The following is a 24,336-nucleotide window of genomic DNA, read 5'->3' on the forward strand; positions in this document are numbered from 1 at the left end:
GCTCACGTAGCCCGGGCTTCACCCGGGGAGCAGTGGCTCCATAGAAACAGCGGGCCCGGAATGGCGCCGGGTCATTCTGGTGCTTCAAGCCACTGAAAAGCGGTGGGCTGAAGCGGAACGCCGCCCGACCCACCCTACAAAAGCCGCCAGATCAGGCGAGGGCGTTGCGGTAGACGCGGGCCATGTCGTCGGCGAAAGCCACCAGCAGCACCTCGTCCAGGCTGCTGCCGGCGGGGCGCGCTTGGCGCAGTTCGTGGACGGCCACGGCGGCGGCGGCCTCCAACGGGTAGCCGTAGATGCCGCAACTGATGGCCGGGAAGGCGATGCGCGCCAGCCCTTGCGCCTCGGCCAGCGCCAGGCTGTTGCGGTAACAGCGGACGAGCAGTTCGGGCTCGCCCTGATCACCGCCGCGCCAGACCGGCCCGACGGTGTGGATCACGAAGCGCGCCGGCAGGCGGTAGCCCGGTGTGATGCGCGCCTCGCCCGTGGGGCAACCACCGATGATCCGGCAGCGGGCCACCAGCTCCGGCCCCGCCGCACGGTGGATCGCACCATCGACGCCACCCCCGCCCAGCAGGGAGGAGTTGGCGGCGTTGACGATGGCGTCCACATCGAGGGTGGTGATGTCACCCTGCCAGACGGTGATTTTCATCAGCGGTCTCAGCGGATTTCCTGCGGGGTTTCCTGGCCCATGCAGCGCACGGCCTGCTTCTTGTTGTTCACCAGCACGCCGGTCAGGCCCTTCTGCTGGGTGTCGAACAGCACCAGCACGCCATCGATGCACTGCGCGACCTGGTTGGCCGGCTGCAGCGAGACCTTGTAGTCCTCGCCGGGGATGGTCTTGAGCATGGTGAAGTCGGACAGCAGCAATGCATCCTCGGGTTTGGCGAAGTGCAGGTAGCCGTAGTACCAGAGGACCATCACGGTGCCGATGATGGTGCCGACGCCGGTGAGGATCAGCGGAATGGGGTTGCGTTCGCTCATTGGGGACTCTCTGTATTCGGGACTTCAGCCAGCCGTCGCAACCCGACGAACCCCTTGGGGTCGTCGAGGTAACGCAGCATCACTTCGCGCCAGGTGGGGTCGGCAAAGGTCTGCACATGGCCGCCCCGGGTCGGCTGGAACACCCGTGGCGGGGGCGCAGCTTGATACAAGCGCACGCCATTGGAAAGGGGCACCACCGGATCGTCGATGCTCTGGTAGATCAGCATCGGCAGCCCCTGCAGGCGGCCGATGGCGCCGATTGCGCTGTCGCCATCCGGCACCAGCCAGGACAGCGGCACCTGCAGCGGCCAGGTTAACCAGGCGTTGCCGAGGGTGAATTGAGCCACGTCACGGTAGCTGGCCGGCACGCCGTCCAATACCAGCGCCCGGACGCCGGCCCGGCGCTCGGGGTGCTCGGCCAGGTAGCGCAGCGCCAGGGCGCCGCCCAGGCTCTGCCCGAGGACGATGCGCGGCTGGCCCTGGGCTTCGGGCGCACGGTCGAGCCAGTCGAAGGCGGCGTCCAGGTCGAGGAACACATCCGGCAGGGCCGGCTTGCCTTCGGAGTGGCCGTAGCCGCGATAGTCCAGCATCAGCACCTGGTAGCCCTGCTCGGGCAGCCACCAACTGCCGCCAAGATGGCTGGCGAGGTTGCCGCCGTTGCCGTGCAGGTGCAGTACGGTGCCCTTGACCGCTTTGCCCGGCGCCACCGGCAGCCACCAGCCGTGCAGGCGCAGGCCATCGTCGGTCACCAGTTGCACGTCGCGGTAGGCCAAGCCAACCCGCTCGGGGGTGAACGGCAGCTCGCGCTCGGGGTAGAACAGCAGCCCGCTGCAGCCCTGCAGCAGCAGGAGCAGCAGCGGGACGAGGCGCCTCACTTGCCGCCGGCGCGGGTTTCCTCGCGCGCCTTGTAGGTGGCTTCATAGATGCGCTCGGCCAGCCGCGAGAAGGGCAGGCTCTGAATCCACACCGTACCGGTGCCGCGCAGGGTGGCCAGGAGGATGCCCTCGCCACCGAAGAGCATGCTCTTCAGTCCGCCGGCCAGCCCGATGTCGTAATCGATGCCCTGGGTGAAGGCCACCAGGCAGCCGGTGTCCAGGCGCAGGGTCTCGTTGTTCAACTCCTTGCGGATCACCGTGCCGCCGGCATGCACGAAGGCCAGTCCATCGCCCTCCAGCTTCTGCAGGATGAAGCCTTCACCGCCGAAGAATCCCGCCCCCAGGCGCTTGTTGAAGGCGATGCCGATGCGCGTGCCGTGGGCGGCGCAGAGGAAGGCGTCCTTCTGGCAGATCAGTTGGCCGCCGACCTGAGCCAGGTCCACCGGCACCACGGTGCCCGGGTAGGGCGCGGCGAAACCGACGCGCTGCTTGCCCTGACCTTCGTTGGTGAAGTGGGTCATGAACAGCGACTCGCCAGTGAGCATGCGCTTGCCGGCGCCCCACAGCTTGCCGAGCAGGCCGTTGGCACTGCCGTCGCCCATGCGGGCTTCGAAGCGGATGCCTTCGGTCATGTAGTTCATGGCGCCGGCCTCGGCGATCACCGTTTCACCGGGGTCGAGGATGATCTCCACGGTCTGCGCCGAGGCGCCGAGGATGTCGTATTCGAGCTGGTGGCTGGCCATGCAGGGCTCCCTTGGAGGTGACTGGGGATCAATCGCGAGCGCCGGTCAGGCCGTGGTTCGACACCTCGGGACCGAGCGCCGCAGCATCAGAGGATATTGGCGTAGTCCGCCTCGATGCGGTCCAGGCTCAGGTGGTTGAGGAAGTTGGAGAAGCACATCCACGCGGACAGCGCGTTGAGGTCGCGGAACTGCGGCGGCAGGTACTTCGGCGGTACCACCAGGCCCTCGTCCACCAACTGGCGCAGGGTGCGCATGTCTTCCAGGGTGGTCTTGCCGCAGAACAGCAGCGGGATCTGCTCCAGCTTGCCCTTGCGCACGGCGAGCTGGATGTAGTTGTAGATCATGATGAAGCCCTTCAGGTAGGACAGGTCCTTGGTGAAGGGCAGCCCGTCCGGCGACGAGCCCCGGAACACGCGGCTGGCGCTGCCGTAGCTCTCGCCCATGCCATAACCCTGCTCGCGGTAGAACTGGTAGACCTCGAGGAAGTCCGCGCCCTCCTCCGCCATGTGGATGGCGCGGGTACGGTTGGTGAGCTTGCGCAGGCGCGTGGGATAAGAGGCGAAGGCGATCACCTCCATGAGGATCGCCAGGCCTTCCTGGGTCACGGTGGAGGACGGCGGCCCCTTGGCGAGGAAGGTGCATACCGGCTGGTTCTGGCCATTGAGGGTGGTGCCGACGTGCACCAACCCTTCGTGGACTTCCAGCGCGCGCACATCCCGCTCATTGAACAGCGCGTCGCTGCGGATCTTGATGTAGTCGGCGCCGGCCGCTGCGTCGGCGACGATGCCGTCGGACTCCAGCACGCGAATGGTCTCGTCGCCGAACACTGCCGAGAGGCGGCTCTGCAGCAGGCCGACGGCGTCCTTGGCGGTGAGGGTCTTGGGCTCGTCCTTCAGGTCGCCACGGTCGTCGATCTTGTTCAGGTAGTCCGAAAGCATCAGCCCCAGGTCGGACAGGGTCGGGTCACCGGCGTGGAAGGCGTCGGAAGCGGCACCGTAAAGCTCCTGGGAGATCAGGCCGAAGTCCGGCGTGCCGCGTGCTTCGAGCATGCGGATGACCATCCGGTACTCCTTGCACATGCGCCGCATGATCTGCCCCACCGGGTTGAACTGGCCGAGCTGGCGGGTGATGTCGCGCTCGATGTTCTGGAATTCGAGCTTCTTGGCCACCGGCTCGAAGGCCAGCGGCCGGCTCTCGTAGTAGGCACGGTCCACCTCGGGCATGGCCTTGCCCTTGTGCTTGAGGAAGCCCTGGCGAACGCTGTCGTCCCACTTGATGGCATCCAGCACACGGATCGGCGTCTGCGCCAGGACGATACGGTCGGACAGGCTGCGGACGGTGTTCTGGTAGTCGTCGGGGACCTTGCGCCGGCTCATGGTCATTCCGCCCCGGCCCGCTGGTAGCGCGCCGCCTCGATGAACACGTCGGAGTTGGCCGGGTCGTCCAGCCAGGCCTGCAGGGTGGCCCAAGGCACGTCCAGCAGTACGCCGTCTCCCTCGGGCATCTCCACCGCCGCCCCCTTGAAGGTGCCGCGCTCCACTTCCTGGCGCAGGCGCTCCACGTCGAGGTTGTAGACCACCAGCTCGTTGTCGGCGGTCAGCTCGAAGCCGGCCACGGCGAAGTTGGCACCCCACTGCTTCGGCAACCCGGCGGAGAGGTACCAGCGGCGGCCGTGGTGGGCGACGGTGAAGCCGTACTCATGCAGGCTGTCGAGGTTGTCCTTGCCGCCCTCGTAGGTGCGGGCACGGTAGAGGTTGGAGCCGGAGCGACTGATCTCCAGGTAGGCGCGCTCGCCCCATTCGTCCTTGCGCGTCCAGTCCCCCAGCAGCGGCATGGGGGCCGGCTCGTGGGCGGGGATCGGCTCCCGGAGGGTGACCAGGCAGCCTCCCAGCAGCAGGAAGGACAGTGCGACCAGCACGCGCCAGGGGTTCATCGTCTTCTCCTTGTTCATTAAAAACCCCGCGAGGCGGATGCCTGGAGCGGGGTTCGGCGCCATCGCGCTAGAGGTCCATCACCAGATGGAGGTAGCGCCTCAGCACGGCTCGCATTTCATTGATGTCGAGCTTATCCACACCGCCGACAAGGCCCTGATATTCCATCTGCAGAATGATGGCCGTCAACACCTTGGCGTCTTCGACGGGTTCCTCGGTGCCCAGGGCCTGGAAGAAATGCTCAGCCCCCTGGGAAAGGATGCCGCGATGGGCCTCGGCGAGCACACGCAACCCTTCATTGATCAGCGCCTCCTGGCGAAACGCCTGCTCGGCGAGCAGTTGGGTGCGGTTCTCCAGCAACTGGCGGCGCACGTAGTCGATGGCCAGCTCGACAATGCGCTCGGTCACCTCCCGGCGAGGCTCACCGCCCTGCTCCACGGCGGCGGCCATGTCCTGCAGGTCCCCTTCGACGCTGCTCCAGAACGCAGCCATGGCCTCGGCACTGCGCTCGACGAACTGGGCGAAGGTGTCGGTGATGAGGTCGTTGATGTCCTTGAAGTAATAGGTGGTGGCCGACAGCGGCACATCCGCCTCGGCGGCCACGGCCCGGTGGCGCACGGCCCGCACGCCGTCACGAACGATGATGCGCATGGCGGCATCGAGAATGGCCTGGCGGCGCTGCTCGCTGCCGTGGCGACTGGCCTTGCGGCCCTGGTACTGGACACTTTCGGCGAGGGCGCTGGCCGCCTGGGCGGCACTATCACGACGGGACGGCTGGGGCAAGATGCGGGAACCTTCGGCTGCGTACGTGGATGTCAGACAGTTTCGACCAATCAGCGGTCGATTCAACTGCCACAAGGTAAGAACTTGCGTACTCGACGTGATGAGACCCGGCCGGGGCACACCGCCCGTCGTGCCGTGTGGAGCAGCGCGCAATCCAGAGCCATACACGGGAAAGTGGGCAGGCTTGGAAAAGCTCCAGAAGGCATAGCGCTTCCATCCTCTGTTATGGACGGGGCCGCGCGCGACGCTGTCGCGGCGCTTGGAAAAGCGAATCTGGTGCGCACCTTGAAGCTGTTCCTGAGACGGATGTTGGCGCGGGGACAAAGGCCCCTTCAGGAGGCCGAGCGCAGTCGTCGCCAGCAGCGCTCGTCAATCAGCTTGCCTCCCGTTGATCCCATTCAGAACGCAGCCACAAAAAAGCCGCCCGAAGGCGGCTCTCTCATCCCACTCAGGCCTGGGGCCGCATGTGGGGGAACAGGATCACGTCGCGGATCGACGGGGAGTTGGTCAGCAGCATCACCAGGCGGTCGATGCCGATGCCCTCGCCGGCGGTGGGCGGCATGCCGTATTCCAGCGCATTGACGAAGTCGGCGTCGTAGTGCATCGCCTCGTCGTCACCGGCGTCCTTCTCCTTGACCTGCAGCATGAAGCGCTCGGCCTGGTCTTCAGCGTCGTTCAGCTCGGAGTAGGCGTTGGCGATCTCGCGGCCACCGATGAACAGCTCGAAGCGGTCGGTGACGCTCGGGTCCTGGTCGTTGCGGCGGGCCAGCGGGGAGACTTCGAAGGGGTACTGGGTGATGAAGTGCGGCTGCTCCAGCTTGCTCTCCACCAGCTCCTCGAAAATCATCACCTGCAGCTTGCCCAGGCCTTCGTGGCCGAGGACCTTGGCGCCGGCCTTCTTGGCGATGGCGCGGGCCTTCTCGACGTCGTTGAGGTCGGCGGCGGTGATGTCCGGGTTGTACTTGAGGATGGCGTCGAACACCGACAGGCGGGCGAAGGGCTCGCCAAAGTGGAAGACCTTGTCGCCGTAGGGCACGTCGGTGCTGCCGAGCACGGCCTGGGCCAGCTCGCGGAACAGCTCCTCGGTCAGGTCCATGTTGTCTTCGTAGTCGGCGTAGGCCTGGTAGAACTCGAGCATGGTGAACTCGGGGTTGTGCCGGGTCGAGACGCCTTCGTTACGGAAGTTGCGGTTGATCTCGAAGACCTTCTCGAAGCCACCGACCACCAGGCGCTTGAGGTACAGCTCCGGGGCGATGCGCAGGAACATCGGCATGTCCAGGGCGTTGTGGTGCGTTTCGAAAGGCTTGGCCGCCGCGCCGCCGGGGATGGTCTGCAGCATCGGGGTTTCCACTTCGAGGAAACCGCGCTCGCTGAGGAAGCGGCGGATGTGGGCGATGACCTGGGAGCGCACGCGGAAGGTGTGGCGGGTTTCCTCGTTGACGATCAGGTCGACGTAGCGCTGGCGGTAGCGCTGCTCGGTGTCGGTCAGGCCGTGGTGCTTGTCCGGCAGCGGGCGCAGGGACTTGGTCAGCAGGCGCACGCTGGTCATGTCGACGTACAGGTCGCCCTTGCCGGAACGGGCCAGGGTGCCTTCGGCGCCGATGATGTCGCCCAGGTCCCAGGTCTTGATCTCGGCCAGGGTCTCTTCCGGCAGGGTCTTGCGGTTCACGTAGACCTGCAGGCGAGCGCTGCTGTCCTGCAGGACGATGAAGGAGCCGCGGTTGAGCATGATGCGACCGGCGACCTTGACCGGGATGGCTGCAGCTTCCAGCTCTTCCTTGGTCTTGTCCGCGTACTGTTTCTGCAGGTCCGCGAAGTAGGCGTCGCGGCGGAAGTCGTTCGGGAAGGCGATGGCCTTGGCTTCGCGCACGGCAGCAAGCTTTTCCTTGCGCTGGGCGATCAGCTTGTTCTCTTCCTGTTGCAGTTCGTGCTGGTCGGGTTGTTGGTCGCTCATGGTCTTCGGTGGTTCCTGATTAGGCGCTCTTGCCTGTGGAAACGGATTGCATAACAGCGGCAGCAAAGCCTGGCGGGCGCAGGCCAGCCGCTGCTTGAGGCGGGCTGGCCGGGCGCGGCGGCGTTACAGCCCTTGCTTGAGGCTGGCCTCGAGGTACTCGTTCAGATCCCCATCCAGCACCTTGTCGCAGTCGCTGCGCTCGACGCCGGTGCGCAGGTCCTTGATCCGCGACTGGTCGAGGACGTAGGAGCGGATCTGGTGCCCCCAGCCGATGTCGGACTTGGTGTCCTCCAGGGCCTGGGAGGCGGCGTTGCGCTTCTGCATCTCCAGCTCGTACAACTTGGCCCGCAGCATCTTCATGGCGGTGTCCTTGTTGGCGTGCTGGGAGCGTTCGTTCTGGCACGCCACCACGGTGTTGGTGGGCACGTGGGTGATCCGCACCGCGGAGTCGGTGGTGTTCACGTGCTGGCCACCGGCACCGGAGGAGCGGTAGGTGTCGATGCGCAGGTCGGACGGGTTGATCTCGATCTCGATGTTGTCGTCGATCTCCGGGGAGACGAACACCGCGGTGAACGAGGTGTGACGACGGTTGCCGGAGTCGAACGGGCTCTTGCGCACCAGGCGGTGCACGCCGATCTCGGTGCGCAGCCAACCGAAGGCGTATTCGCCCTTGATGTGCACGGTGGCGCCCTTGATGCCGGCGACTTCGCCTTCGGACAGTTCGACGATCTCGGCGGCGAAACCGTTCTTGTCGGCCCAGCGCAGGTACATGCGCAGCAGCATGTTGGCCCAGTCCTGGGCCTCGGTGCCGCCGGAACCGGCCTGGATGTCCAGGTAGGCGTTGTTGGGGTCCATCTCGCCGCTGAACATGCGGCGGAACTCCAGTTTCTCGAGGATCTCGCGCAGGCGCTCGACTTCGGTGGCGACGTCGTTCACGGCGCCTTCGTCGTTCTCCTCGACCGCCATGTCCAGCAGGTCGCTGGAGTCGGCCAGGCCGCTGGTGAGTTCGTCGAGGGTCTCGACCACCTGCGCCAGCATGGCGCGTTCGCGGCCCAGGTTCTGGGCGTATTCGGGGTTGTTCCAGACGTTGGGGTCTTCGAGTTCGCGGTTTACTTCGACGAGACGATCATGCTTCTGATCGTAGTCAAAGATACCCCCGAATGGCCTGGGTACGTTCGGAGAGGTCCTTGATGCTGTTCAGGATCGGGTTGATTTCCATGGAGGGAAGCTCTCACTGGCAAAACTTTCGGAAAAGCGGGCGAGTATACCCGAGTCGTTTCGCCTCGGGCAGCCTGCGCCGACCACCGTTTACCGGCCCGCCGCCTCGGCCACGGTGACCGCCCGCCAGGGCCCCGGGGAGGTGCCGGCCAGGGCCGACCAGTACCAGGCGGAAGTGTCGCTGAAGCTCCGTCCGGCGGCGTCCTCGATGTATTCGCACACCCGCAGCCGGCCGGAGGCGGCACTGGCCAGGAAGCAGCGCTGCAGGCCCTCGCCACTGGCCCGGCGGTGCAGGGCGATGGCGCTGATGCGAAAGCCCAGGGCGCGGTAGCAGTCCGCCGCCGGGTGCAGCTTGCGGGTCGGCACCTGCACCTGGCGCAGCACCAGGGTGCGCGGGCCGGCGGCGAAGCGCGCCAGCCGACCGGGGAAGTCCTCGGCGAAGCGCCGCTCCACCGCCGTCAGCGCCAGCGGGCGCAACGTTTGCCCCTCGAAGGTGCTCGGCCACTCGACGAAAGCGGCCGGGCGCGCGCCCTCCCCGCCCGCGCCCAGCACCAGGCTGTACGCCGCCAGGCCGACGAAGAGCGCGCCCCAGGGCCACGGACGAGCTGCGCCGGGCAGGCCATCCGCCCGGCTCGCCGGCTGGGCCGGCAACCCCACCACCAGACGCAGCACCAGCCCGCAGAGCGCGGCGAACACCGCCAGCCCGATGCCCTCATGGAGCCAGGCCGGCCCCTGCCAGTGCCCGGCCTCCTGCAGCACCAGCAACGTATTGCGCAGCGCATTGGCCCCGAGGATCAGCAGGCTGAGCCAGGGCAGCCGGCGCAGCAGCCGGGCATCCGCCACCCGCAGCCAGGCGGCAGCGGTGAAGGCCACGAAGTAGGCGGCCCAGGCCATCTGCACGCCGGAACAGGGCGCGTCGACCATCACCAGCTGGCCGCCCACCTCCAGTGCACTGCCCTGGCGCGTGACGGCGAAGCCCAGCCCGCGCAAGGCCCAGAGGCTGGCCTCGGCGGTGATCACCCGCAGCGGGTAGCCGATGAAGAACTGCAGCGACGCCAGGATCGGCAGCGCCAGCACCCCCAGCCCCAGCCAGGCCAGCAGCGGCTGGCCTGGCCGACGCAGGGCGAAGGCCATCACCAGCACCGCCAGCACGGCCAGCAACCCGCGCCCCAGGGCCGGCACGCCCGGCACCAGCAGCGCGGCTGCCGTCAGCCCCAGGGAAGCGAGCAGACCGGGCAGGCGCGGCGCCGCCAGCAGCGCGTGGCGGTCACGCCACAGGCAGGCCAACAGCACCACCAGCGCCACCGCGCCCCAGGGGTCGTCCGAGCCATCGCCCATGCGGGCGGCGGCCCAGCGCCACACCGGCCACAGCGCCAGGGTCGGCAGGGCCAGCCAGGCCCAGGCGGGCAGCGCGCGGGTCACGCCTGGCCCCGCTGACGGCGCAATGCCCATCCCAGGCCCAGCAGGCCCACCAGCAGCAGGGCCCAGGTCGCCGGCTCCGGCGTGCCCGGCACCATCGGCCCGCTGACGCTGACGCTGCCGCCCACGGCCTGGGCGCTGACGCCCTGGGGCAGGGGCAGCGGCTGGTCGACTTCCGCCGCATCCTGCGGCGCCGGGTTGCGCACCTGCTCATCCACCGCGACGAAGGAGGTGTAGGGCGTCAGCAGGCTGTACTTGAGGCCAAGGTCGAGGATCTGCTGGCTGTAGTTGTAGGCGTAGCCGCCTTCGATGGCCTCCTGGTCCAGCAGCGAGGCGATGCGCTGGCGGGCCCAGATGTGCGCCAGGGCGCCGCCCTCCACGGCCTGCTCGGCCAGCAGCGGTGCCTCGGCATGCCAGGTGCCCCGGCTGGTCAGGCCCTGTGCGCGGAGGAAGCCCCGGCGCTCGCCGCGCCACTTGCCGAACACCACCAGCGGCCGCTCGGCGAACAGGTCCGGCAGCTCCAGGGGCTCCACGTCATAGGTGTCCAGCCCGTCGAAGGTCAGCTTCGGGCGCACCAGCACCGGCGACTCGATCATCCGCTGCAGGCGCTCGGCCTGAGCATCGGCCTGCGCGGCGTCCAGCACCACGAAGGGTTCGCCCTGGCCAGCGCGGGCCAGGCCCTCGATCAGCTCGCGGTTCACCGAGCTGCCGATGCCGAAAGCGAACAGGTTGGCCTTGCCCAGGTTGCCGCGCACCAGCGCATAGGCCTCGCTTTCCACGTCCACGAAGCCATCGGTGACGACGATGAAGGAGCGCGAGCGCCCCGCCTCCGCCGGCATCGCCAGGGCGTTCTGCAGGGCCGGCAGCAACTCGGTGCCGCCACTGCCCATCTGGGTGTCCAGCAGCCCCAGGGCCTGCTGGATGTGCTCGGCATCGGCGGGGATCGACTGCGGCGCCAGCAGGCTGGCACTGCCGGAGAACAACAGCACGTTGAAGCGGTCCTGCGGGCGCAGGCCGCCGATCAGCCGACGCAGCAGGTGCTTGGCGGTGTCCAGGGGGAAGCCGTGCATGGAGCCGGAGATGTCCACCACGAACACGTATTCACGGGGCACCACCGCCTCGCTGGGCACGCGCCGGGGCGGCGCCACCATGGCCAGGAAGAAGTTCTCCTCGGGCCCCTCGCTGAGCAGCACCCCGCTCTGGAAGCCTTCGCCACCCAGGCGGTAGTCCAGCACGAAGTCACGGTTGGCCGCCGTGCCACCGGCCGGGTCCAGACTCACCCGCACATGCCGGGCGCTCTGCCCCTGGCGCAGGATGCGGTGGCTGGGCGAGGCCAGCTCGGCGATGTCCGCCGGGGCCTGCAGGTCCACGTCCAGGCTGAACCCGGCGGTTCCAGGCTCACCTTCCGGCAGGTGTGCGGTGGCCGTCCAGGGTTCGACGGCGCCCCCCGGCCGGCCGGTGTAGCGCGGGCCGACCACGGTGGGGAAGACGAAGGAATAGACCCCATCGCGGGGGACCAGCAGCTCGGTGTAGCGCAGCTCCACGTCCACCACATCGCCAGGGAGGATGTTGGCGACATTCATCTCGAACACGTTGCTGCGCTGCTGCTCCAGCAGGGCCGCGGTCTGCCCGGCCACCTTGGCCGCCTCGTAGTCCTCGCGGGCCTTGCCCTTCTCTTCGATGCGCGCCTCGATCACCCGCTGGCCGATGCGCACGGTCATGCCGTGCACCGCCGCCTGGGTCGAACCGGGAAACACGTAGCGCGCCTCCAGCGCCCGGTTGCCTTCGTTGCGGTAGTGCTGGGTGACGCTGACGTCGGCAATCACCCCCAGCACCCGCGCCTTCACCTCGGTGGCCTTGAGCGGCAGGCCGTCGACGCCGGGCTCGGCGTTCTCCACCACGAAATAGGGCCCTTCCGGGACGGGCTGCGCCGCGTCGGCCAGGAGGGTCATCGGCACCAGCAACAACAACAGGCTCCACCAGCGGCGGCGCGGGAGGGGGACAGGGCGGGACATGGGGCGTGGCTCCTTGCGTGTATCGGACGCCCAGCCTCGCCCGCGCCTGTGAAGGCTTCGTGCAGGGTGTGTGGGGTTTCTGTGGTTTTATGCCGCCGGCCCCAGGCGGAGCGGACTATCCTTTAACGGCCGGCTCGCTTGCAGTCTTCGCCCGGAGATCCTCCCCCATGCGTCGCCCCCACAGCCTGCGTAGCCGCATCGCCCTGTCCGTCGCCCTGCTGGTGTGTGCCCTGAGCTGGCTGCTCGGCACGCTGATCGGCCAGCGCTCGGTCGAGCGCATGGGCGAGGAATTCGGCCAGGGCCTGGCGGAGCTGTCGTTCCAGATGGTCGACCGCCTGGACCGCGACATGGACAACCGCGCCCGCCTGCTGCAGGTCATCAGCGAACTGAAGGCGTTGCGCCAGCCCAAGGACATCCACCAGGTCCGCGCCCTGCTGGACAGCCTGCAGCACGAGCTGCCGGAGATCGCCTGGATCGGCTTCACCGACCCCGCCGGCCGGGTGATGGCCTCCAGCAACGGCGTGCTGGAAGGCGCCAACATCGCCCAGCGGCCGGTCTACCAGCGCGGCATCCAGGGCCGCTTCATCGGTGACGTGCATGAGGCCGTGCTGCTGGCCAAGCTGCTGCCCAACCCCACCGGGGAGGCCATGAAGTTCGTCGACATCGCCCTGCCGGTGAAGGGGCCGGACGGGCGCACCGTCGGCGTGCTCGCCTCGCACCTGTCCTGGTCCTGGGCCGACGAGGTGCGCCGCGCGCTGATCGAACCCATGCAGGCGCACCGCCGGGTGGAGTTCTTCATCCTCAGCAGCGGCCACAACGTGCTGCTGGGCCCGGCAGAGGCCATCGGCCAGAAGCTGGAGCTGCCGGCCCTGGCCAGCATCGACGCGCGCAAGAGCTTCTGGAGCGTGCAGCGCTGGCCGGACGGCCGCCGCTACCTCACCGGCTTCGCCCCCAGCCACGGTTACCGCGACTACCCCGGCCTCGGCTGGATCGTGGTCACCCGCCAGGCCGAAGAGGAAGCCTTCGCCCCCGCCCACGCGCTGCAACGGGAGATCTACCTCTGGGGCGGCGCGCTGGCGATCTTCTTCGCCGCTCTCGGCTGGCTGCTGGCAGCCCGGGTGACGCGCCCGCTGCAGCACATCGCCGACGCAGCGGACCGTCTCAGCGCCGGGGAAATCGCCGTCATCCCCTCCGGCACCGGCACCCGGGAAATCCGCACACTGAGCAAATCCATCGCCCACCTGGTGGAGAGCCTCACCCAGCAGCAGCTCACCCTCGGCCTGCTGGAGAACAAGGCCCACCACGACCCGCTCACCGGCCTGCCGAACCGCGCCGCACTGGAGAAGCACCTGCCCCGATTGCAGCAACGCTGCCACGTGGCCGGCGGCGCACTGGGGCTGCTCTACCTGGACCTGGATGGGTTCAAACCGATCAACGACACCCACGGCCACGCCGTCGGCGACCTGGTGCTGCGCGAGGCCGCCCAGCGGATGCGCGGCTGCCTGCGGGACGGGGACCTGGTGGCGCGCCTGGGCGGGGATGAGTTCCTGATGGTGCTGCAGCTGCAGCAGGACGACGGCCTGAGCCACATCAGCCGGGTCGCCCAGCGGGCGCTGCAGGTGCTGGGTGAGCCGATGCTGCTGGAAGGGCGCACCCTGGGCATCGGCTGCAGCATCGGCGGGGCCCTGTGGCCCCGTGACGGGGAACGCCTGGAAGAGGTGATGGAACGCGCCGACCAGGCGCTCTACCGGGCCAAGCGGGAAGGCCGCAACCGGGCCTTCCTGCATGACGAAGACGAAGCGGTGCACATCGCCGCAGGCCCCGATATCAACTGACCTGGGCGTCCCGCACCTGGGCTTCCAGTTCTGCCTTGAGCCCCGGCTCCAGGCGCATCTGCCGCGCCAGTTCGTCCAGGTAGGCGCGCTCCATGAAGTGCTCCTCGTCCACCATCAGCACGCTGGCCAGGTACATCTCGGCCGCCATCTCCGGGGTGGTGGCCGCACGGGCCACTTCGGCCGGGTCCAGCGGCTTGTTCAGTTCCGTTTCCAGCCAGCCACGCAGGCTGGGGTCGTCGGTCAGGCGGGCCAGTTCGCTCTCGATCAGTTGGCGCTCGCGGGCGTCCACATGGCCGTCGGCCTTGGCCGCCGCCACCAGGGCCTTGAGGATGGCCTGGCTGTGCTGCTCGGCCTGGGGCGCCGGCAGGCGGTCGAGGGTGCGAGGCTCGCCCTGGGGCGCGGTGGGCTGGTTGGCCTGCCAGTTGCTGTAGGCCTTGTAGGCCAGCACACCCAGAGCGGCGAGCCCGCCGTAGGTCAGCGCCTTGCCGCCGAGCTTGCGCGCGCTCTTGTTGCCCAGCAGCAGGCCCAGCGCGCCGGCAGCCAGGGCACCACCGCCCGCGCCACCGAGCAGGCTGCCGAGCTGGCCGCCGCCGATGCCGGACGGTTTGCCGCCGGCCTTCTTCTGCAGCAGGTCCTGGCCGGACTTGAGCAATTGGTCGAGCAATCCACGGGTGTTCATGGGGCCTCCAGGTCGCAATGGACGATGGGGCGCACTCTACCGCCAGTCTTCCGCGTGCCGCGCTGGGGGATTGCTTCGAGATATTGCGTCCCGAAACCGCCATCACCGGTCCCGTGCCGCGTAGCCCTGCCGACGCCTACCGGCTAGGCTGTAGGCCGTTTCGTCAGGAGGCCGTCATGGAAGGGTTGTCGCTGGGCGGGTGGGGATGGGTGCTGTTGGCCGTGGGCCTGCACCTGGGTGTGCGGCTGTACATTCGCTACGGCCTGAAGGAAGACCGTAGCGAAGAGGACTGGCGCGCCTGACTCAGTTGGGCGAGGCGACCATCTGCTGGCGACGGGCCGCGTCCTTCTGCTGGCGATAGGCCTTGGCCGCCTCGGGGATGGGGCCGCCCTTGCCGGTCTCGACCCAGCGGCGCATGCGCGTGGCATCGGCGAAGTGGGTGTACTTGCCGAAGGCGTCCAGCAGCACCATGGCGACCCGCTGGTTGCCCATGCGGGTGCGCATCACCAGGCAGTGACCGGCCTCGTCGGTGAAGCCGGTCTTGGTCAGCTCGATGTCCCAGTCGCTCTTGCGGGTCAGGTGGTTGGTGTTGCTGAAGCCCAGGCTGTAGCGCGGCTTGACGAAGGTGATGGTCTTTTCCTTGGTGGTGCTCATCTGGCTCAGCAGCGGGTACTTGCGGCTTTCCAGCAGCAACTGGACCAGGTCGCGGGCGGTGGAGACGTTGTTCAGCGACAGGCCGGTGGGCTCCACGTAGCGGGTGTGCTTCATGCCCAGGGCGCGGGCCTTGGCGTTCATCGCCGCGATGAAGGCGCCGTAGCCGCCCGGGTAGTGGTGGGCAAGGCTCGCCGCCGCGCGGTTCTCGGAAGACATCAGCGCCATCAGCAGCACGTCGCGACGGCTCACCAGGCTGCCCACGCGCACCCGCGAATAGACGCCCTTCATTTCCCTGGTCTGGCTGATGTCGATGCTGATGACCTCGTCCAGCGGCTGCTTGGCTTCGAGCACCACCAGGGCGGTCATCAGCTTGGTCACCGAGGCGATGGGCACCACCAGGTCGGGGTTGTTGGCGTAGATCAGCTTGCCGGTGGCGAGGTCAACCAGCATGGCGCTGCCGGAGGCGAGCTGCAGTTGGGCGGGGTCACGGACCGGGGCGGCCGCCTGGGCTTCGAGGGGGGCGGCGACGGCCAGGCTGGTGCAGAAGAACAGAGCCTTGAGCAGAGCGGTTCGGATTTTCACGGGAGGCTACCGGATGAAGAGTGGGATGAAGATCGCCTGTGCGAACTGACGCACATTATAGATCCCTGAAGGTCAATTCCTTCAGCCACTTTCATCGCTTTCTGAAAGAAAACTCTCAGCTCGCAAGCGCCTCCGTCAGCGCTGCTGGTACTGGTAACTCCCCTGCCCCGGCGTCCGCTCGATGATCACCCCGTTGGGGTACTCCGTGCTCTGGCGAATCCCGCCCTGCTGCTGGATCACCTGGCTGCCGCTCCCGGTGCTGTAGCGCGTGGTGCCCTGGGGCACGGGCTGCCCGCCGTAGACGTTGTAGCGCCCGCTGCGCTCGTAGGTGTCCACACTGCCGCTGGCGCCGGGGCTGACGTAGGTCTTGGGGATGACGCGGATGGTCTGCTGCCCGCTCGGTTCGGCGGCCAGCGCGGGGATCGCACCGCTCGCCACCAGGGCCAGCAGCGCACAACGGAAGAGCTTCATGGCCGTACCTCGCTGAGGGATGGATGCCGATGATACGTCCGTTGGGCAACCGCTCCAGGGCTTGGGTTCGGGGCTGGGATGAGTTTCGGATCAGTGGTGGGAAAAGGGTGTTGGTCGGAGCGCGACTTAATACACCACATGCCCCCCTGCCATAGATAAAAACTCCTCATCAATAGGCAGGCCAGACGCCGATCCCACGACCACGCTGGTCATGCAGCAGTGAGGACAACAGGCCGTTTCGCCGCCGTCCCACCATTTCACGATCTCGGATGGCGCAAAGATTTCTCCACAGCCGATGCATCCACACGTGTCGCTTCGCTCGATCAGCTCCCGGTTACCCTCCGTCGCACGCTGATAGGCATATGGATCGATGCCTGGATCCCACGAGCGACCGCTGGGCAGCTTGATGCTTGTCATATCGGCTCCTTCGGATCGCCCCACAAAAGCAGCCCAGAGATTACGAAGGCACGAGCCTTGTGTACATGGCAGGCATGGAAGGGAGAATCGATCGGCAGACGATATGAAAGGTCTCAGCGAACGGCGGAGATAGGGCGGTGTTCGAACCGCCCTTCCCGGGCTGAAGCCCGGGCTACGTCAGGTGGGGAGTACGCCGCGTTGACGGGAGAGGGTCAGGGCCAGGTCCTCGATCATGTCTTCCTGCCCGCCCACGGTGCCGCGTCGGCCCAGCTCCACCAGCAGCTCGCGGGCCTGAATGCCGTACTTATGCTCGGCGCGCTTGGCGAACAGCAGGAACGAGCTGTACACGCCGGCATAGCCCAGGGTCAGCGGGGAGCGACCGAGTCGTTTGCCGGCTGTGTTGATGGCGCTTCCGGAACGCCGAAAATGACCTGGCAGAACAGCTGACTGAGGGATCACCTTGGGCTGGAGCGCTGTAACGCCGGTCAGCGCTTCAACTCCGGTCGCCGGTAGGCCATGCCCACCGAACGCGGCGCGGTCTGCACGAAGCCGAACTGCGCGTAGAGGTCCTGCGCCTGGCCATCGGCGATGAGGCTGACATAGCCGCTCTCCGGCACATGGGTTTCGATGTACTTCAGGATCTCGCCCATGATGCGTTTGCCCAGCCCCTTGCCCTGGTGCGCCTTGAGCACGGCAATGTCGACGACCTGGAAAAAGCACCCGCCATCACCGATCACCCGCCCCATTCCCACGGGTTGCGATTGATGAAGAATCTGCACTGCGAAGAGCGTATTGGGCAGCCCGCGCACCGCTGCTTCATCGGTCTTGCCGCTGAGGCCGGAGCCCGTGCGCAGCGCCTGGTAGACCGGGACGGAAGGGGTTTCGAGCAGGCAGGAATAGGCAGTCAATGGCGTCACCGTGGTTGGGTGGGAAGGGGCAGAGGCGTGGCTAGTAAGCCAGATGTTCGTCGTGCATAGACAGAAACTGTCGATGGGCAGGCAGCCCTTCTGCTAACGCTCTCGGAGAACGCGCGGATCATCTACTGCTCATCACTGAACGCGAACTCCATGGGACTTCTTTGTAGTGATCGCCGGGCTGAGCGGCAGACTGGAAGGTTATGGGAGGGGTAACCGTCGGATGGACGACGGTGTAAAGGCGCGGGAGGGAGTTTGATCGAACTCAATCAGAACGACACTAGTAAAGGATTTTTCAGCAGAGCAACAAACTTTGGTGCGAGCTTAACAGCCCGTGCTGGCTTGCTGAGCTGTACTGCAACTGAGCTCCAGAGATGATCACTAATCGACTACTGGAGACAAGCACTTACCAGTATCAAGCACGCCTCGCGACACGGACTTAAGGTGTGCCAGCCCTTAGAGTGAGGGCTGGCAACCGACTATTTACGTCATGATAGCCAAGCGCTATCCTTCGTAGCGCGATCTCGACTTAGAACTTAAAAAACAGCTAGGAATTCGATAATGGAGTATCTAACTCATATAGCCGCATTTATCACAGGCCTAGGCTCTGGCTGGGCTCTCAAAATAATTATAAGCCAACGCTCCACTAAGAACTCAAGAAACACACTCACCTCTCAGAAGGGCAACCATGTGGGTGGTGATATGGCTGGCGGTGACATTCATAAGAATAGGTAATCAGAATTGTTTACCAGCCAGTCAGGCAATATAGTCCAAGGCGACAATGCCGCCAGAGACATATTCAAAACAACTAACAACTATTACTCCTCTCCTACATTGGAAGAGCTGGCTTTACTCTATGCCAAACTCAAAATAGATGGCATTGGAGAACCTTCAAATAATTCATTCTCTCAAAAGCTTGCGCATTACATGTCCATCCCCACAGATGGAGATGTAAGAGGGCTTGAGGCAAAACTGAGAGATAGCGGACGACTAGACATGCTTCATTTTGCGATGCGCGAAAAGGAGTCCGCAGTAAAAATGCTAATGAAATATCAATCATCAAGAAGTGCACAACGCATCTTCACCATCTTACTTGATGAACTGCATACAATCTACGTCCTTACAGTTACACCCGTAATTGAAAGCAATGGAGAACGACATGCAGTTGATGCAAAAATCAACGAAGCACTTCAAACCATAAAATCAATGCTAGGCGAAAACTTCCTCGAATTCACTGTAAAGGATTTACTCGGACTATTGTTCTTCTTGGCTGGGAATTGCCACATTCGGTGGGATAAAGATGCTAATCTATCACCCGGCGTTTGATGCATACCATTGTGTCTTTCGCATGCTTGCACTAATTGATTCACTACCAGAAGTAGAGCTAGACATGTTAAGGCTCTGTGATTTCTATCTGGTATTCCCTTCCGAAATTAGCAACATAAGACTTCCAAATGATATTTCCCATGGTAGAAAAATAGGCAAAGCCGCATCCAATATCTACCGCAACCCAATAAACGCAAAGCATGTCTTTAGAGACATGTCAGAAATTCAACTATCCGCATTACGAAATATAGCGGCCTCAGGCCTTATTGACATAGAACTCTACGAGCGCGGAATTGCTAGAAAGCGTAGCAAAGTCCAAATTCCCGAGCTAATCTCCCAGCAAATCAAGTCCTATCTAGAAACCCAATCAGAAACGATTGAGTTTGTCATTAAATCTTTGTCCAAGGTGCCTCTTAGAGGAATAAATGGACTCAAACATCGCACGGAACTGCTAGAGCATAGATATGACACTCCTTGAGCCGACACTAAGGACCAACAGATTAGTTGTAAAAAAAAGTGGGCACACTGCCTTCGACTGCACGTTCCACAATGGAGTTAACGTAATACGCGGCAGGAACAGCTCTGGCAAAACAACAATAATGGATTTACTAGCCTACTCTCTAGGCGCCGAAAACATCCGCTGGAAGCCCCAAGCTCTATCTTGTTCCTCTACCATGGTCGAAGTTGAGCTCAACGGGTTACCTGTAACACTGATGCGCGAAATAAGCGATCAATCTATGCGCCCAATTTCTTTCTATTGGGGAAAAATCGAAAACGCCATTTCTGCCGGCCCGAGTGACTGGGAGAGATATCCGTTCAAGCGTTCCGAACAAAAAACAAGCTTTACTCAGACGCTTTTCGCCTCTTTAGGTATGCCTCAAGCACAAGGCTCTGGTGCATCTAACCTCACAATGCATCAACTGCTTAGAGTTTTATATGCTGACCAACCATCTGTACATAGCCCAATATTCCGGATAGATGCTTTTGACAGCGCACTGACCAGGGAAACCATTGGCGGATATCTATGCGGCGTTTATATTGATGAACTATACAATTCACAACTAAAAGCACGAGATATAGAAAAAGAACTCGAGAAAAAAATATCTGAACTCCGAGGCATTTTTAATGTGCTTGGAAAATCAGGCCAAGCACCTGATATCATTGATGCAGATAATTTAATCCAGGAACTAGAGGATAAACGAGCGCGACTTTTTGAACATCTTGAGAGCCTAAAATCTGGAAGAGATCTTTCCCGCAAAGAGGAAAACGAGGCTAGCAAGGTAGTTGAAGGGTTGCGTAAACGATTGAACTCGGCAAAGCAATATGAGTCAGTTCTGCGAGATGGCTTAGCAAAGGTAGAGCTAGAGATACTTGACTCCAGATTATTTGTCAGTGAATTACAATCAAGAATGCAAAGTCTTGATGAGTCTAAAGCAACGCGCGAATACCTAGGAAAACTGTCATTCCAATTCTGTCCAGGCTGCCTTACAGAAATTGTTCCGAATGAAAACGAGCATATATGTCACCTTTGTAAATCCAGTCTCGAAAACGAGAATGGTGCTCAAATTTTAAGAATGCGGAATGAACTTGCCATACAAATCAAGGAATCCTCACTGCTTCTCAAATCCAAAGAGGATGAAATAGCAAGAATCAACCAAGAACTACCGCTGGCGATTCAAGAAGTAAAAAAACTAGAGAAAGAGTACAAAAGCATATCCTCTACTTGGTCAAGCAACATCGAAATTGCATTAGAACAAACAGGTCGAGAGCTTGGCGCCTTAGACGAGGAAATAAACCGTGCTTACGAGAAACAAAAGCTCGCATCAGTAATTATAAGCCTTCAAAAACAACGCGATGCATTACAGACAGAATTAAGCAATCTAAAAAACAAAATCGAAGCTCTTGAAATAACTCAAGAGAGCCGAAAAAACGAAGTTGCTAAAACTGTAGAAAAGAATATGATTCGACTCCTCAAGCTTGACTTACCACTTCAAGTTGAGTTCATAAATGCCGAATCAATTCGATATGACTTTGAAGAGAACTCTGTTTACGTAAATGGATCAAGGAACTTCTCTGAAAGCTCTGCCGTAGTACTCAGACATATATTTCACCTAGCACTTCTAACTACCAGCATGGAGCTAGAATATATGCGACTACCACGCTTCATGATGTTGGACGGAATTGATGATGGAGGCATGGAGAAAAACAGAAGCCATAACCTTCAGAAAATTATTGTTGAAGAGTGCTCAACTTATGAACACCCCTTCCAATTAATTTTTGCCACATCCGAAGTAACACCTGAGATCGAAGATAGTGATTTAGTAGTGTCAAGGTATTTCACGCCAGACTCTCGATCTCTGGATATTCGCAACTGAGCCTGAAATTCCTTTCGAGAGGATTTCGAAGAGCGGGATAAATCCACTTAAGACTCCCCGCCCTCCCTTGCCATCAAAGTCCCTCCTCCCTATCCTCCCCGAGCCACGGTAAATCCCGTGGCCGGGTTTGACAGCCCGATGCAAAGGCGCGATTGCGCCGCAAGGTGCATGCGAGAAACGGCGAGCGTTTCTTGCAGGCTCTTGCTCGCATGCAGTTTTCCAACTGCATAGCTCTATGGCAGATCGCGTGGGGAGACCCTCGGGTCTGCCGGCTCCTTTGCCCGGTCTGTCAACCCTGCGCGATCTGCCACCCTTCGAATGACAGCGAATGGTGGCAGCTGATGAACTCAGCAAAGGACTATTCGCCATGAACAAGGCTTTCACCCCTTTCGTTTTCTATCACCACCACCAACGCCTGCGCGCGGTGATGGTCGACAACCAGCCCTGGTTCGTTGCCCATGACTTCGCGCAGTTGATCGGCCTGACCGATGCCGCGCCCCTGCTCCCGGCCCTGGAGCCTCACGAGCAGCAAACGCTCTGCCTGGGCTACAGCGATGACTTCCACGAAGAGGTGGTGGTGATCAGCGATATCGGTGCCTACCGGGCGCTGTTCCAGTTCGGCCAGCCGAAGCACGGCGAGGTGGGCCGCTGGCTGAACGAGGTGCTGGTGCCGACGCTGCATGACCACCACCGCACGCCGGACGCGGCGCCCTGCCGTGAGGTGTTGAACTACGGCGGGCGTCGGCTGGGGGTGGTGCGCTGGCAAGGGGAGCTGTGGGTGGCCTGGCGGGATTTGCCGTCCTTCATGGCCGGCGAGCCGGAGGTGACGGCATGACCGGTACCCCGGCTGCCGGTCGCTGACCTGGGCTTGGCCCCTTTCGGTATCGGGAGGGGCCTTTTTGGGGCAACGGGGTTGCCCTTGGGCGATTGAAATCGCCCCTACAGGTGTATGCCGGGTGGGGCGTGCGGGGGGCTTTCGCGAATGAATTCGCTCCCACGGGGTGCTGCCTGCGGTCAGGCGTAGGGGGGATGGCGCTCTTTCCATCCACCCATGGCGTTCGCCGTGGCCCCGCAGGGTGGACCGATGGAGCGCGGTCCACCCTACGCCCCGCTTGGTGTCGGGAGGGGCCTTTTTGGGGCAACGGGGTTGCCTTTGGGCGATTGAAATCGCCCCTACAGGTGTATGCCGGATGGGTCGAGCGGGAGGTTTTTCGCGAATGAATTCGCTCCCACGGGGTGCTGCCTGCGGTCAGGCGTAGGGGGGATGGCGCTCTTTCCATCCACCCATGGCGTTTGCCGTGGCCCCGCAGGGTGGACCGATGGAGCGCGGTCCACCCTACGCCCCGCTTGGTGTCGGGAAGGGCCTTTGGGCAACAGGGCTGCCCTTGGGCGATTGAAATCGCCCCTACAGGTGTATGCCGGGTGGGGCGTGCGGGGGGGCTTTCGCGAATGAATTCGTTCCCACGGGGTGCCTGCGGTGGAGCATCTGTGTCTGAGGCGCGCCGTCCGATCATCTGCACTGCGACCTATTGCCGCGATCCATGCAGGGCCTTCGCGCGCGCGGCCAGGAACCACGGGTTTCAAGGGCCAGGGGGTGCTGCGGGGTCATCTGATATGGTTTTTGCCTGATTACCTGAATCTGTTTCCGGTATCAGCGTCTCCCTATAGTCCGCCTCGCCGTCATAGCCCAAAAGGCCTGAATCATGAGCGAGACCATCCCCGTCCGGCAGGTAGAGGTCGACCCAACGAGTCGCCCCGCTGCCACGTCCCTGTATGCCTCCAGTGCACCGATCCACACCCGCAGCTTCACCGGGCGTTTCCGCAACCTGCGCCGGTTGGGCGCGGGGCTGTTGTGCCTGTTGTTCTTCGGCACCCTCTGGCTCGACTGGGACGGCCGCCAGGCCGTGCTCTGGAGTCTGGAGGACAGCAAGTTCTACATCTTCGGTGCGACCTTCTGGCCGCAGGACTTCATCCTGCTGTCGGGGTTGCTGATCATCTGTGCCTTCGGGCTGTTCTTCATCACGGTGTTCGCCGGCCGGGTGTGGTGCGGCTACACCTGTCCGCAGAGCGTCTGGACCTGGATGTTCATGTGGGTGGAGCAGCGCACCCAGGGTGACCGCAACCAGCGCATCAAGCTGGCTGCCGCGCCCTGGGGTGCGGAGAAGGTGGCGCGCAACGTGGCCAAGCACGGTCTGTGGCTGGCCATCAGCCTGGCCACGGCGGTGACCTTCGTCGGCTACTTCACGCCGGTGCGCGAGCTGGCGATGAACCTGCTGACGCTGGAAGTCGGCGGGGTGGCGCTGTTCTGGGTGGTGTTCTTCACCGCGGCCACCTACATCAATGCCGGCTGGATGCGGGAGCAGGTGTGCATCCACATGTGCCCCTATTCGCGCTTTCAGAGCGTGATGTTCGACAAGGACACCCTGGTGATCTCCTACGACACCGCCCGGGGCGAGTCGCGCGGGGCGCGCAAGAAGGGGGTGGACCCGAAGAGCCAGGGCCTGGGCGATTGCATCGACTGCACGCTGTGTGTGCAGGTGTGCCCGACCGGCATCGACATCCGCGATGGCCTGCAGATCGCCTGCATCGGCTGTGCGGCCTGCGTTGATGCCTGCGATTCGGTGATGGAGAAGATGGGCTACGCCAAGGGCCTGGTGCGCTACAGCTCGGAACGCGAGCTGGAAGGCGGCACCACGCACCTGCTGCGCCCGCGCCTGGTGGGTTACGCCGCTGCGCTGGTGATCATGATCGGGGCTTTCGCCTGGTTGCTGGCGACGCGCTCGGAGGTGTCGCTGGATGTGATCAAGGACCGGGGCATGTTCCGCGAGAACGCGGCCGGGCAGATCGAGAACATCTACAACCTGAAGCTGATCAATAAGACCCAGCAGGACCTGCGCTACCGCCTGGAGCTGGCCGAGGGCGAGGGCCTGGAGCTGGAGGCGCCGGCGCTGATCAGGGTGGAAGCCGGGGAGATCCTCGATCTGCCGGTGTCGGTGGCCCTGGTGGACGACGATGGCCGCAGCGGCCCCCGCGAGCTGGTGTTCCGTATCCGCGCGGTGGAGGGCGATGCCCAGGCCAGCGCCAGCAGCACCTTCGTCAGCCCGAGGCGCTGAGCCATGGAGCACGGCCGTGGCGGTAGCCGCACGCAGCGCTTAGAGTGG

Annotated in this window: 23 protein-coding genes and 1 pseudogene; 7 read left to right on the top strand and 17 right to left on the bottom strand. The window is 63.6% G+C overall.

Features of this window, described 5'->3' with window-relative positions; genetic code table 11:
- Positions 1 to 151 precede the first annotated feature (151 nt).
- The 11 genes from A9G05_RS12695 to A9G05_RS12745 all read right to left on the bottom strand — a co-directional run bounded on the left by A9G05_RS12695 (position 152) and on the right by A9G05_RS12745 (position 11,922).
- Positions 152 to 652, bottom strand: a complete 501-nt coding sequence (locus A9G05_RS12695) for an O-acetyl-ADP-ribose deacetylase (protein ID WP_069561328.1) — start codon at positions 650 to 652, stop codon at positions 152 to 154.
- Positions 653 to 660: 8 nt separating this feature from the next.
- Positions 661 to 984, bottom strand: a complete 324-nt coding sequence (locus tag A9G05_RS12700) for a hypothetical protein (protein WP_069561329.1) — start codon at positions 982 to 984, stop codon at positions 661 to 663.
- Positions 981 to 1,859, bottom strand: a complete 879-nt coding sequence (locus tag A9G05_RS12705; protein WP_069561330.1) for an alpha/beta hydrolase — start codon at positions 1,857 to 1,859, stop codon at positions 981 to 983. The genes A9G05_RS12700 and A9G05_RS12705 overlap by 4 nt, the downstream gene beginning before the upstream one ends.
- Positions 1,856 to 2,602 (bottom strand): TIGR00266 family protein, encoded by a 747-nt coding sequence (locus A9G05_RS12710; protein WP_069561331.1) that lies wholly within the window; start codon positions 2,600 to 2,602, stop codon positions 1,856 to 1,858. The genes A9G05_RS12705 and A9G05_RS12710 overlap by 4 nt, the downstream gene beginning before the upstream one ends.
- Before the next feature lie 86 nt (positions 2,603 to 2,688).
- Positions 2,689 to 3,978: a flavohemoglobin expression-modulating QEGLA motif protein gene (locus A9G05_RS12715; RefSeq protein ID WP_069561332.1), complete on the bottom strand. Its 1,290-nt coding sequence runs from the start codon at positions 3,976 to 3,978 to the stop codon at positions 2,689 to 2,691.
- Positions 3,979 to 3,980: 2 nt separating this feature from the next.
- Positions 3,981 to 4,535 carry a hypothetical protein gene (locus tag A9G05_RS12720; protein WP_069561333.1) on the bottom strand — a complete coding sequence of 185 codons (555 nt, stop codon included), beginning with the start codon at positions 4,533 to 4,535 and terminating at the stop codon, positions 3,981 to 3,983.
- A 67-nt stretch (positions 4,536 to 4,602) separates the two neighbouring features.
- Complete coding sequence (locus tag A9G05_RS12725) at positions 4,603 to 5,352, bottom strand: TetR/AcrR family transcriptional regulator (RefSeq protein WP_371850561.1); 750 nt, start codon at positions 5,350 to 5,352, stop codon at positions 4,603 to 4,605.
- A 412-nt stretch (positions 5,353 to 5,764) separates the two neighbouring features.
- Positions 5,765 to 7,270 (bottom strand): lysine--tRNA ligase, encoded by a 1,506-nt coding sequence (gene lysS / locus A9G05_RS12730; protein WP_069561335.1) that lies wholly within the window; start codon positions 7,268 to 7,270, stop codon positions 5,765 to 5,767.
- Positions 7,271 to 7,393: 123 nt separating this feature from the next.
- Positions 7,394 to 8,489, bottom strand: a protein-coding gene (gene prfB, locus A9G05_RS27240; RefSeq protein WP_139131145.1) for a peptide chain release factor 2 whose coding sequence is annotated in 2 segments (ribosomal slippage) — positions 7,394 to 8,416 and positions 8,418 to 8,489 — 1,095 coding nt in all. Because the reading frame shifts where the segments join, the coding sequence is not laid out codon by codon here.
- Positions 8,490 to 8,578: 89 nt separating this feature from the next.
- A complete protein-coding gene (xrtQ, locus tag A9G05_RS27940; protein WP_069561336.1) occupies positions 8,579 to 9,910 on the bottom strand; it encodes an exosortase Q in 1,332 nt (443 codons plus the stop codon).
- Entirely contained in the window at positions 9,907 to 11,922 is a 2,016-nt protein-coding gene (locus A9G05_RS12745) for a VIT domain-containing protein (protein ID WP_069561337.1), read from the bottom strand. The genes xrtQ and A9G05_RS12745 overlap by 4 nt, the downstream gene beginning before the upstream one ends.
- A 167-nt stretch (positions 11,923 to 12,089) precedes the next feature.
- On the opposite strand from A9G05_RS12745, the gene A9G05_RS12750 reads away from it, so the two are divergent.
- Positions 12,090 to 13,757 carry a diguanylate cyclase domain-containing protein gene (locus tag A9G05_RS12750; protein WP_069561338.1) on the top strand — a complete coding sequence of 556 codons (1,668 nt, stop codon included), beginning with the start codon at positions 12,090 to 12,092 and terminating at the stop codon, positions 13,755 to 13,757.
- Here the strand turns inward: A9G05_RS12750 and A9G05_RS12755 are convergent.
- Entirely contained in the window at positions 13,750 to 14,436 is a 687-nt protein-coding gene (locus A9G05_RS12755) for a tellurite resistance TerB family protein (RefSeq protein ID WP_069561339.1), read from the bottom strand. The two genes, A9G05_RS12750 and A9G05_RS12755, sit on opposite strands and share 8 nt — an antisense overlap.
- 176 nt (positions 14,437 to 14,612) lie before the next feature.
- On the opposite strand from A9G05_RS12755, the gene A9G05_RS28110 reads away from it, so the two are divergent.
- Positions 14,613 to 14,738 carry a hypothetical protein gene (locus A9G05_RS28110; RefSeq protein WP_256548389.1) on the top strand — a complete coding sequence of 42 codons (126 nt, stop codon included), beginning with the start codon at positions 14,613 to 14,615 and terminating at the stop codon, positions 14,736 to 14,738.
- Position 14,739: 1 nt separating this feature from the next.
- Here A9G05_RS28110 and pbpG read toward each other — a convergent pair whose 3' ends face one another.
- The 5 genes and pseudogenes from pbpG to A9G05_RS12775 form a co-directional block, all read right to left on the bottom strand.
- The gene (gene pbpG, locus A9G05_RS12760; protein ID WP_069561340.1) at positions 14,740 to 15,672 is read right to left on the bottom strand and encodes a D-alanyl-D-alanine endopeptidase; all 933 of its coding nucleotides are present in this window, start codon (positions 15,670 to 15,672) and stop codon (positions 14,740 to 14,742) included.
- Between the two features lie 135 nt (positions 15,673 to 15,807).
- Positions 15,808 to 16,143 (bottom strand): hypothetical protein, encoded by a 336-nt coding sequence (locus A9G05_RS12765; protein ID WP_069561341.1) that lies wholly within the window; start codon positions 16,141 to 16,143, stop codon positions 15,808 to 15,810.
- A gap of 126 nt (positions 16,144 to 16,269) precedes the next feature.
- A complete protein-coding gene (locus A9G05_RS12770; RefSeq protein WP_205895649.1) occupies positions 16,270 to 16,560 on the bottom strand; it encodes a hypothetical protein in 291 nt (96 codons plus the stop codon).
- 177 nt (positions 16,561 to 16,737) lie between these two features.
- Positions 16,738 to 16,947: pseudogene (locus A9G05_RS26580) on the bottom strand (4-hydroxy-2-oxovalerate aldolase); the annotation flags it as partial.
- A 98-nt stretch (positions 16,948 to 17,045) separates the two neighbouring features.
- Complete coding sequence (locus A9G05_RS12775; protein ID WP_083272564.1) at positions 17,046 to 17,468, bottom strand: GNAT family N-acetyltransferase; 423 nt, start codon at positions 17,466 to 17,468, stop codon at positions 17,046 to 17,048.
- Between the two features lie 747 nt (positions 17,469 to 18,215).
- Between A9G05_RS12775 and A9G05_RS26585 the strand changes: the two genes are divergently transcribed.
- The 5 genes from A9G05_RS26585 to ccoG all read left to right on the top strand — a co-directional run bounded on the left by A9G05_RS26585 (position 18,216) and on the right by ccoG (position 24,288).
- Complete coding sequence (locus A9G05_RS26585; RefSeq protein ID WP_083272565.1) at positions 18,216 to 18,800, top strand: ABC-three component system protein; 585 nt, start codon at positions 18,216 to 18,218, stop codon at positions 18,798 to 18,800.
- 22 nt (positions 18,801 to 18,822) lie between these two features.
- Positions 18,823 to 19,278, top strand: coding sequence for an ABC-three component system middle component 5 (locus A9G05_RS26590; protein WP_218187197.1), 456 nt, complete (start codon positions 18,823 to 18,825; stop codon positions 19,276 to 19,278).
- 121 nt (positions 19,279 to 19,399) lie between these two features.
- On the top strand, positions 19,400 to 21,175 hold the full coding sequence (locus tag A9G05_RS26595) for an AAA family ATPase (protein WP_256548391.1): 1,776 nt from the start codon (positions 19,400 to 19,402) through the stop codon (positions 21,173 to 21,175).
- A gap of 367 nt (positions 21,176 to 21,542) precedes the next feature.
- Positions 21,543 to 22,010 (top strand): BRO family protein, encoded by a 468-nt coding sequence (locus tag A9G05_RS12780; protein ID WP_069561342.1) that lies wholly within the window; start codon positions 21,543 to 21,545, stop codon positions 22,008 to 22,010.
- A gap of 868 nt (positions 22,011 to 22,878) precedes the next feature.
- A complete protein-coding gene (gene ccoG / locus A9G05_RS12785) occupies positions 22,879 to 24,288 on the top strand; it encodes a cytochrome c oxidase accessory protein CcoG (protein WP_069561343.1) in 1,410 nt (469 codons plus the stop codon).
- The last annotated feature ends 48 nt before the right edge of the window (positions 24,289 to 24,336 follow it).

Source organism: Pseudomonas sp. ENNP23, from assembly GCF_001728945.1.
In the GTDB taxonomy this organism is placed as follows: Bacteria; Pseudomonadota; Gammaproteobacteria; order Pseudomonadales; family Pseudomonadaceae; genus Metapseudomonas; species Metapseudomonas otitidis.

Coding starts and splice junctions, on each gene's coding strand:
- A9G05_RS28110 (WP_256548389.1), top strand. CDS start 14,613: ATGGAAGGGTTGTCGCTGGGCGGGTGGGGATGGGTGCTGTTGGCCGTG.
- A9G05_RS12720 (WP_069561333.1), bottom strand. CDS start 4,535: ATGAACCCCTGGCGCGTGCTGGTCGCACTGTCCTTCCTGCTGCTGGGA.
- A9G05_RS12745 (WP_069561337.1), bottom strand. CDS start 11,922: ATGTCCCGCCCTGTCCCCCTCCCGCGCCGCCGCTGGTGGAGCCTGTTG.
- A9G05_RS12765 (WP_069561341.1), bottom strand. CDS start 16,143: ATGAAGCTCTTCCGTTGTGCGCTGCTGGCCCTGGTGGCGAGCGGTGCG.
- A9G05_RS12770 (WP_205895649.1), bottom strand. CDS start 16,560: ATGACAAGCATCAAGCTGCCCAGCGGTCGCTCGTGGGATCCAGGCATC.
- A9G05_RS12750 (WP_069561338.1), top strand. CDS start 12,090: ATGCGTCGCCCCCACAGCCTGCGTAGCCGCATCGCCCTGTCCGTCGCC.
- A9G05_RS12755 (WP_069561339.1), bottom strand. CDS start 14,436: ATGAACACCCGTGGATTGCTCGACCAATTGCTCAAGTCCGGCCAGGAC.
- A9G05_RS12780 (WP_069561342.1), top strand. CDS start 21,543: ATGAACAAGGCTTTCACCCCTTTCGTTTTCTATCACCACCACCAACGC.
- A9G05_RS12700 (WP_069561329.1), bottom strand. CDS start 984: ATGAGCGAACGCAACCCCATTCCGCTGATCCTCACCGGCGTCGGCACC.
- A9G05_RS26595 (WP_256548391.1), top strand. CDS start 19,400: ATGGATTTACTAGCCTACTCTCTAGGCGCCGAAAACATCCGCTGGAAG.
- lysS (WP_069561335.1), bottom strand. CDS start 7,270: ATGAGCGACCAACAACCCGACCAGCACGAACTGCAACAGGAAGAGAAC.
- A9G05_RS12715 (WP_069561332.1), bottom strand. CDS start 3,978: ATGAGCCGGCGCAAGGTCCCCGACGACTACCAGAACACCGTCCGCAGC.
- ccoG (WP_069561343.1), top strand. CDS start 22,879: ATGAGCGAGACCATCCCCGTCCGGCAGGTAGAGGTCGACCCAACGAGT.
- A9G05_RS12710 (WP_069561331.1), bottom strand. CDS start 2,602: ATGGCCAGCCACCAGCTCGAATACGACATCCTCGGCGCCTCGGCGCAG.
- A9G05_RS12695 (WP_069561328.1), bottom strand. CDS start 652: ATGAAAATCACCGTCTGGCAGGGTGACATCACCACCCTCGATGTGGAC.
- A9G05_RS26590 (WP_218187197.1), top strand. CDS start 18,823: ATGCTTGCACTAATTGATTCACTACCAGAAGTAGAGCTAGACATGTTA.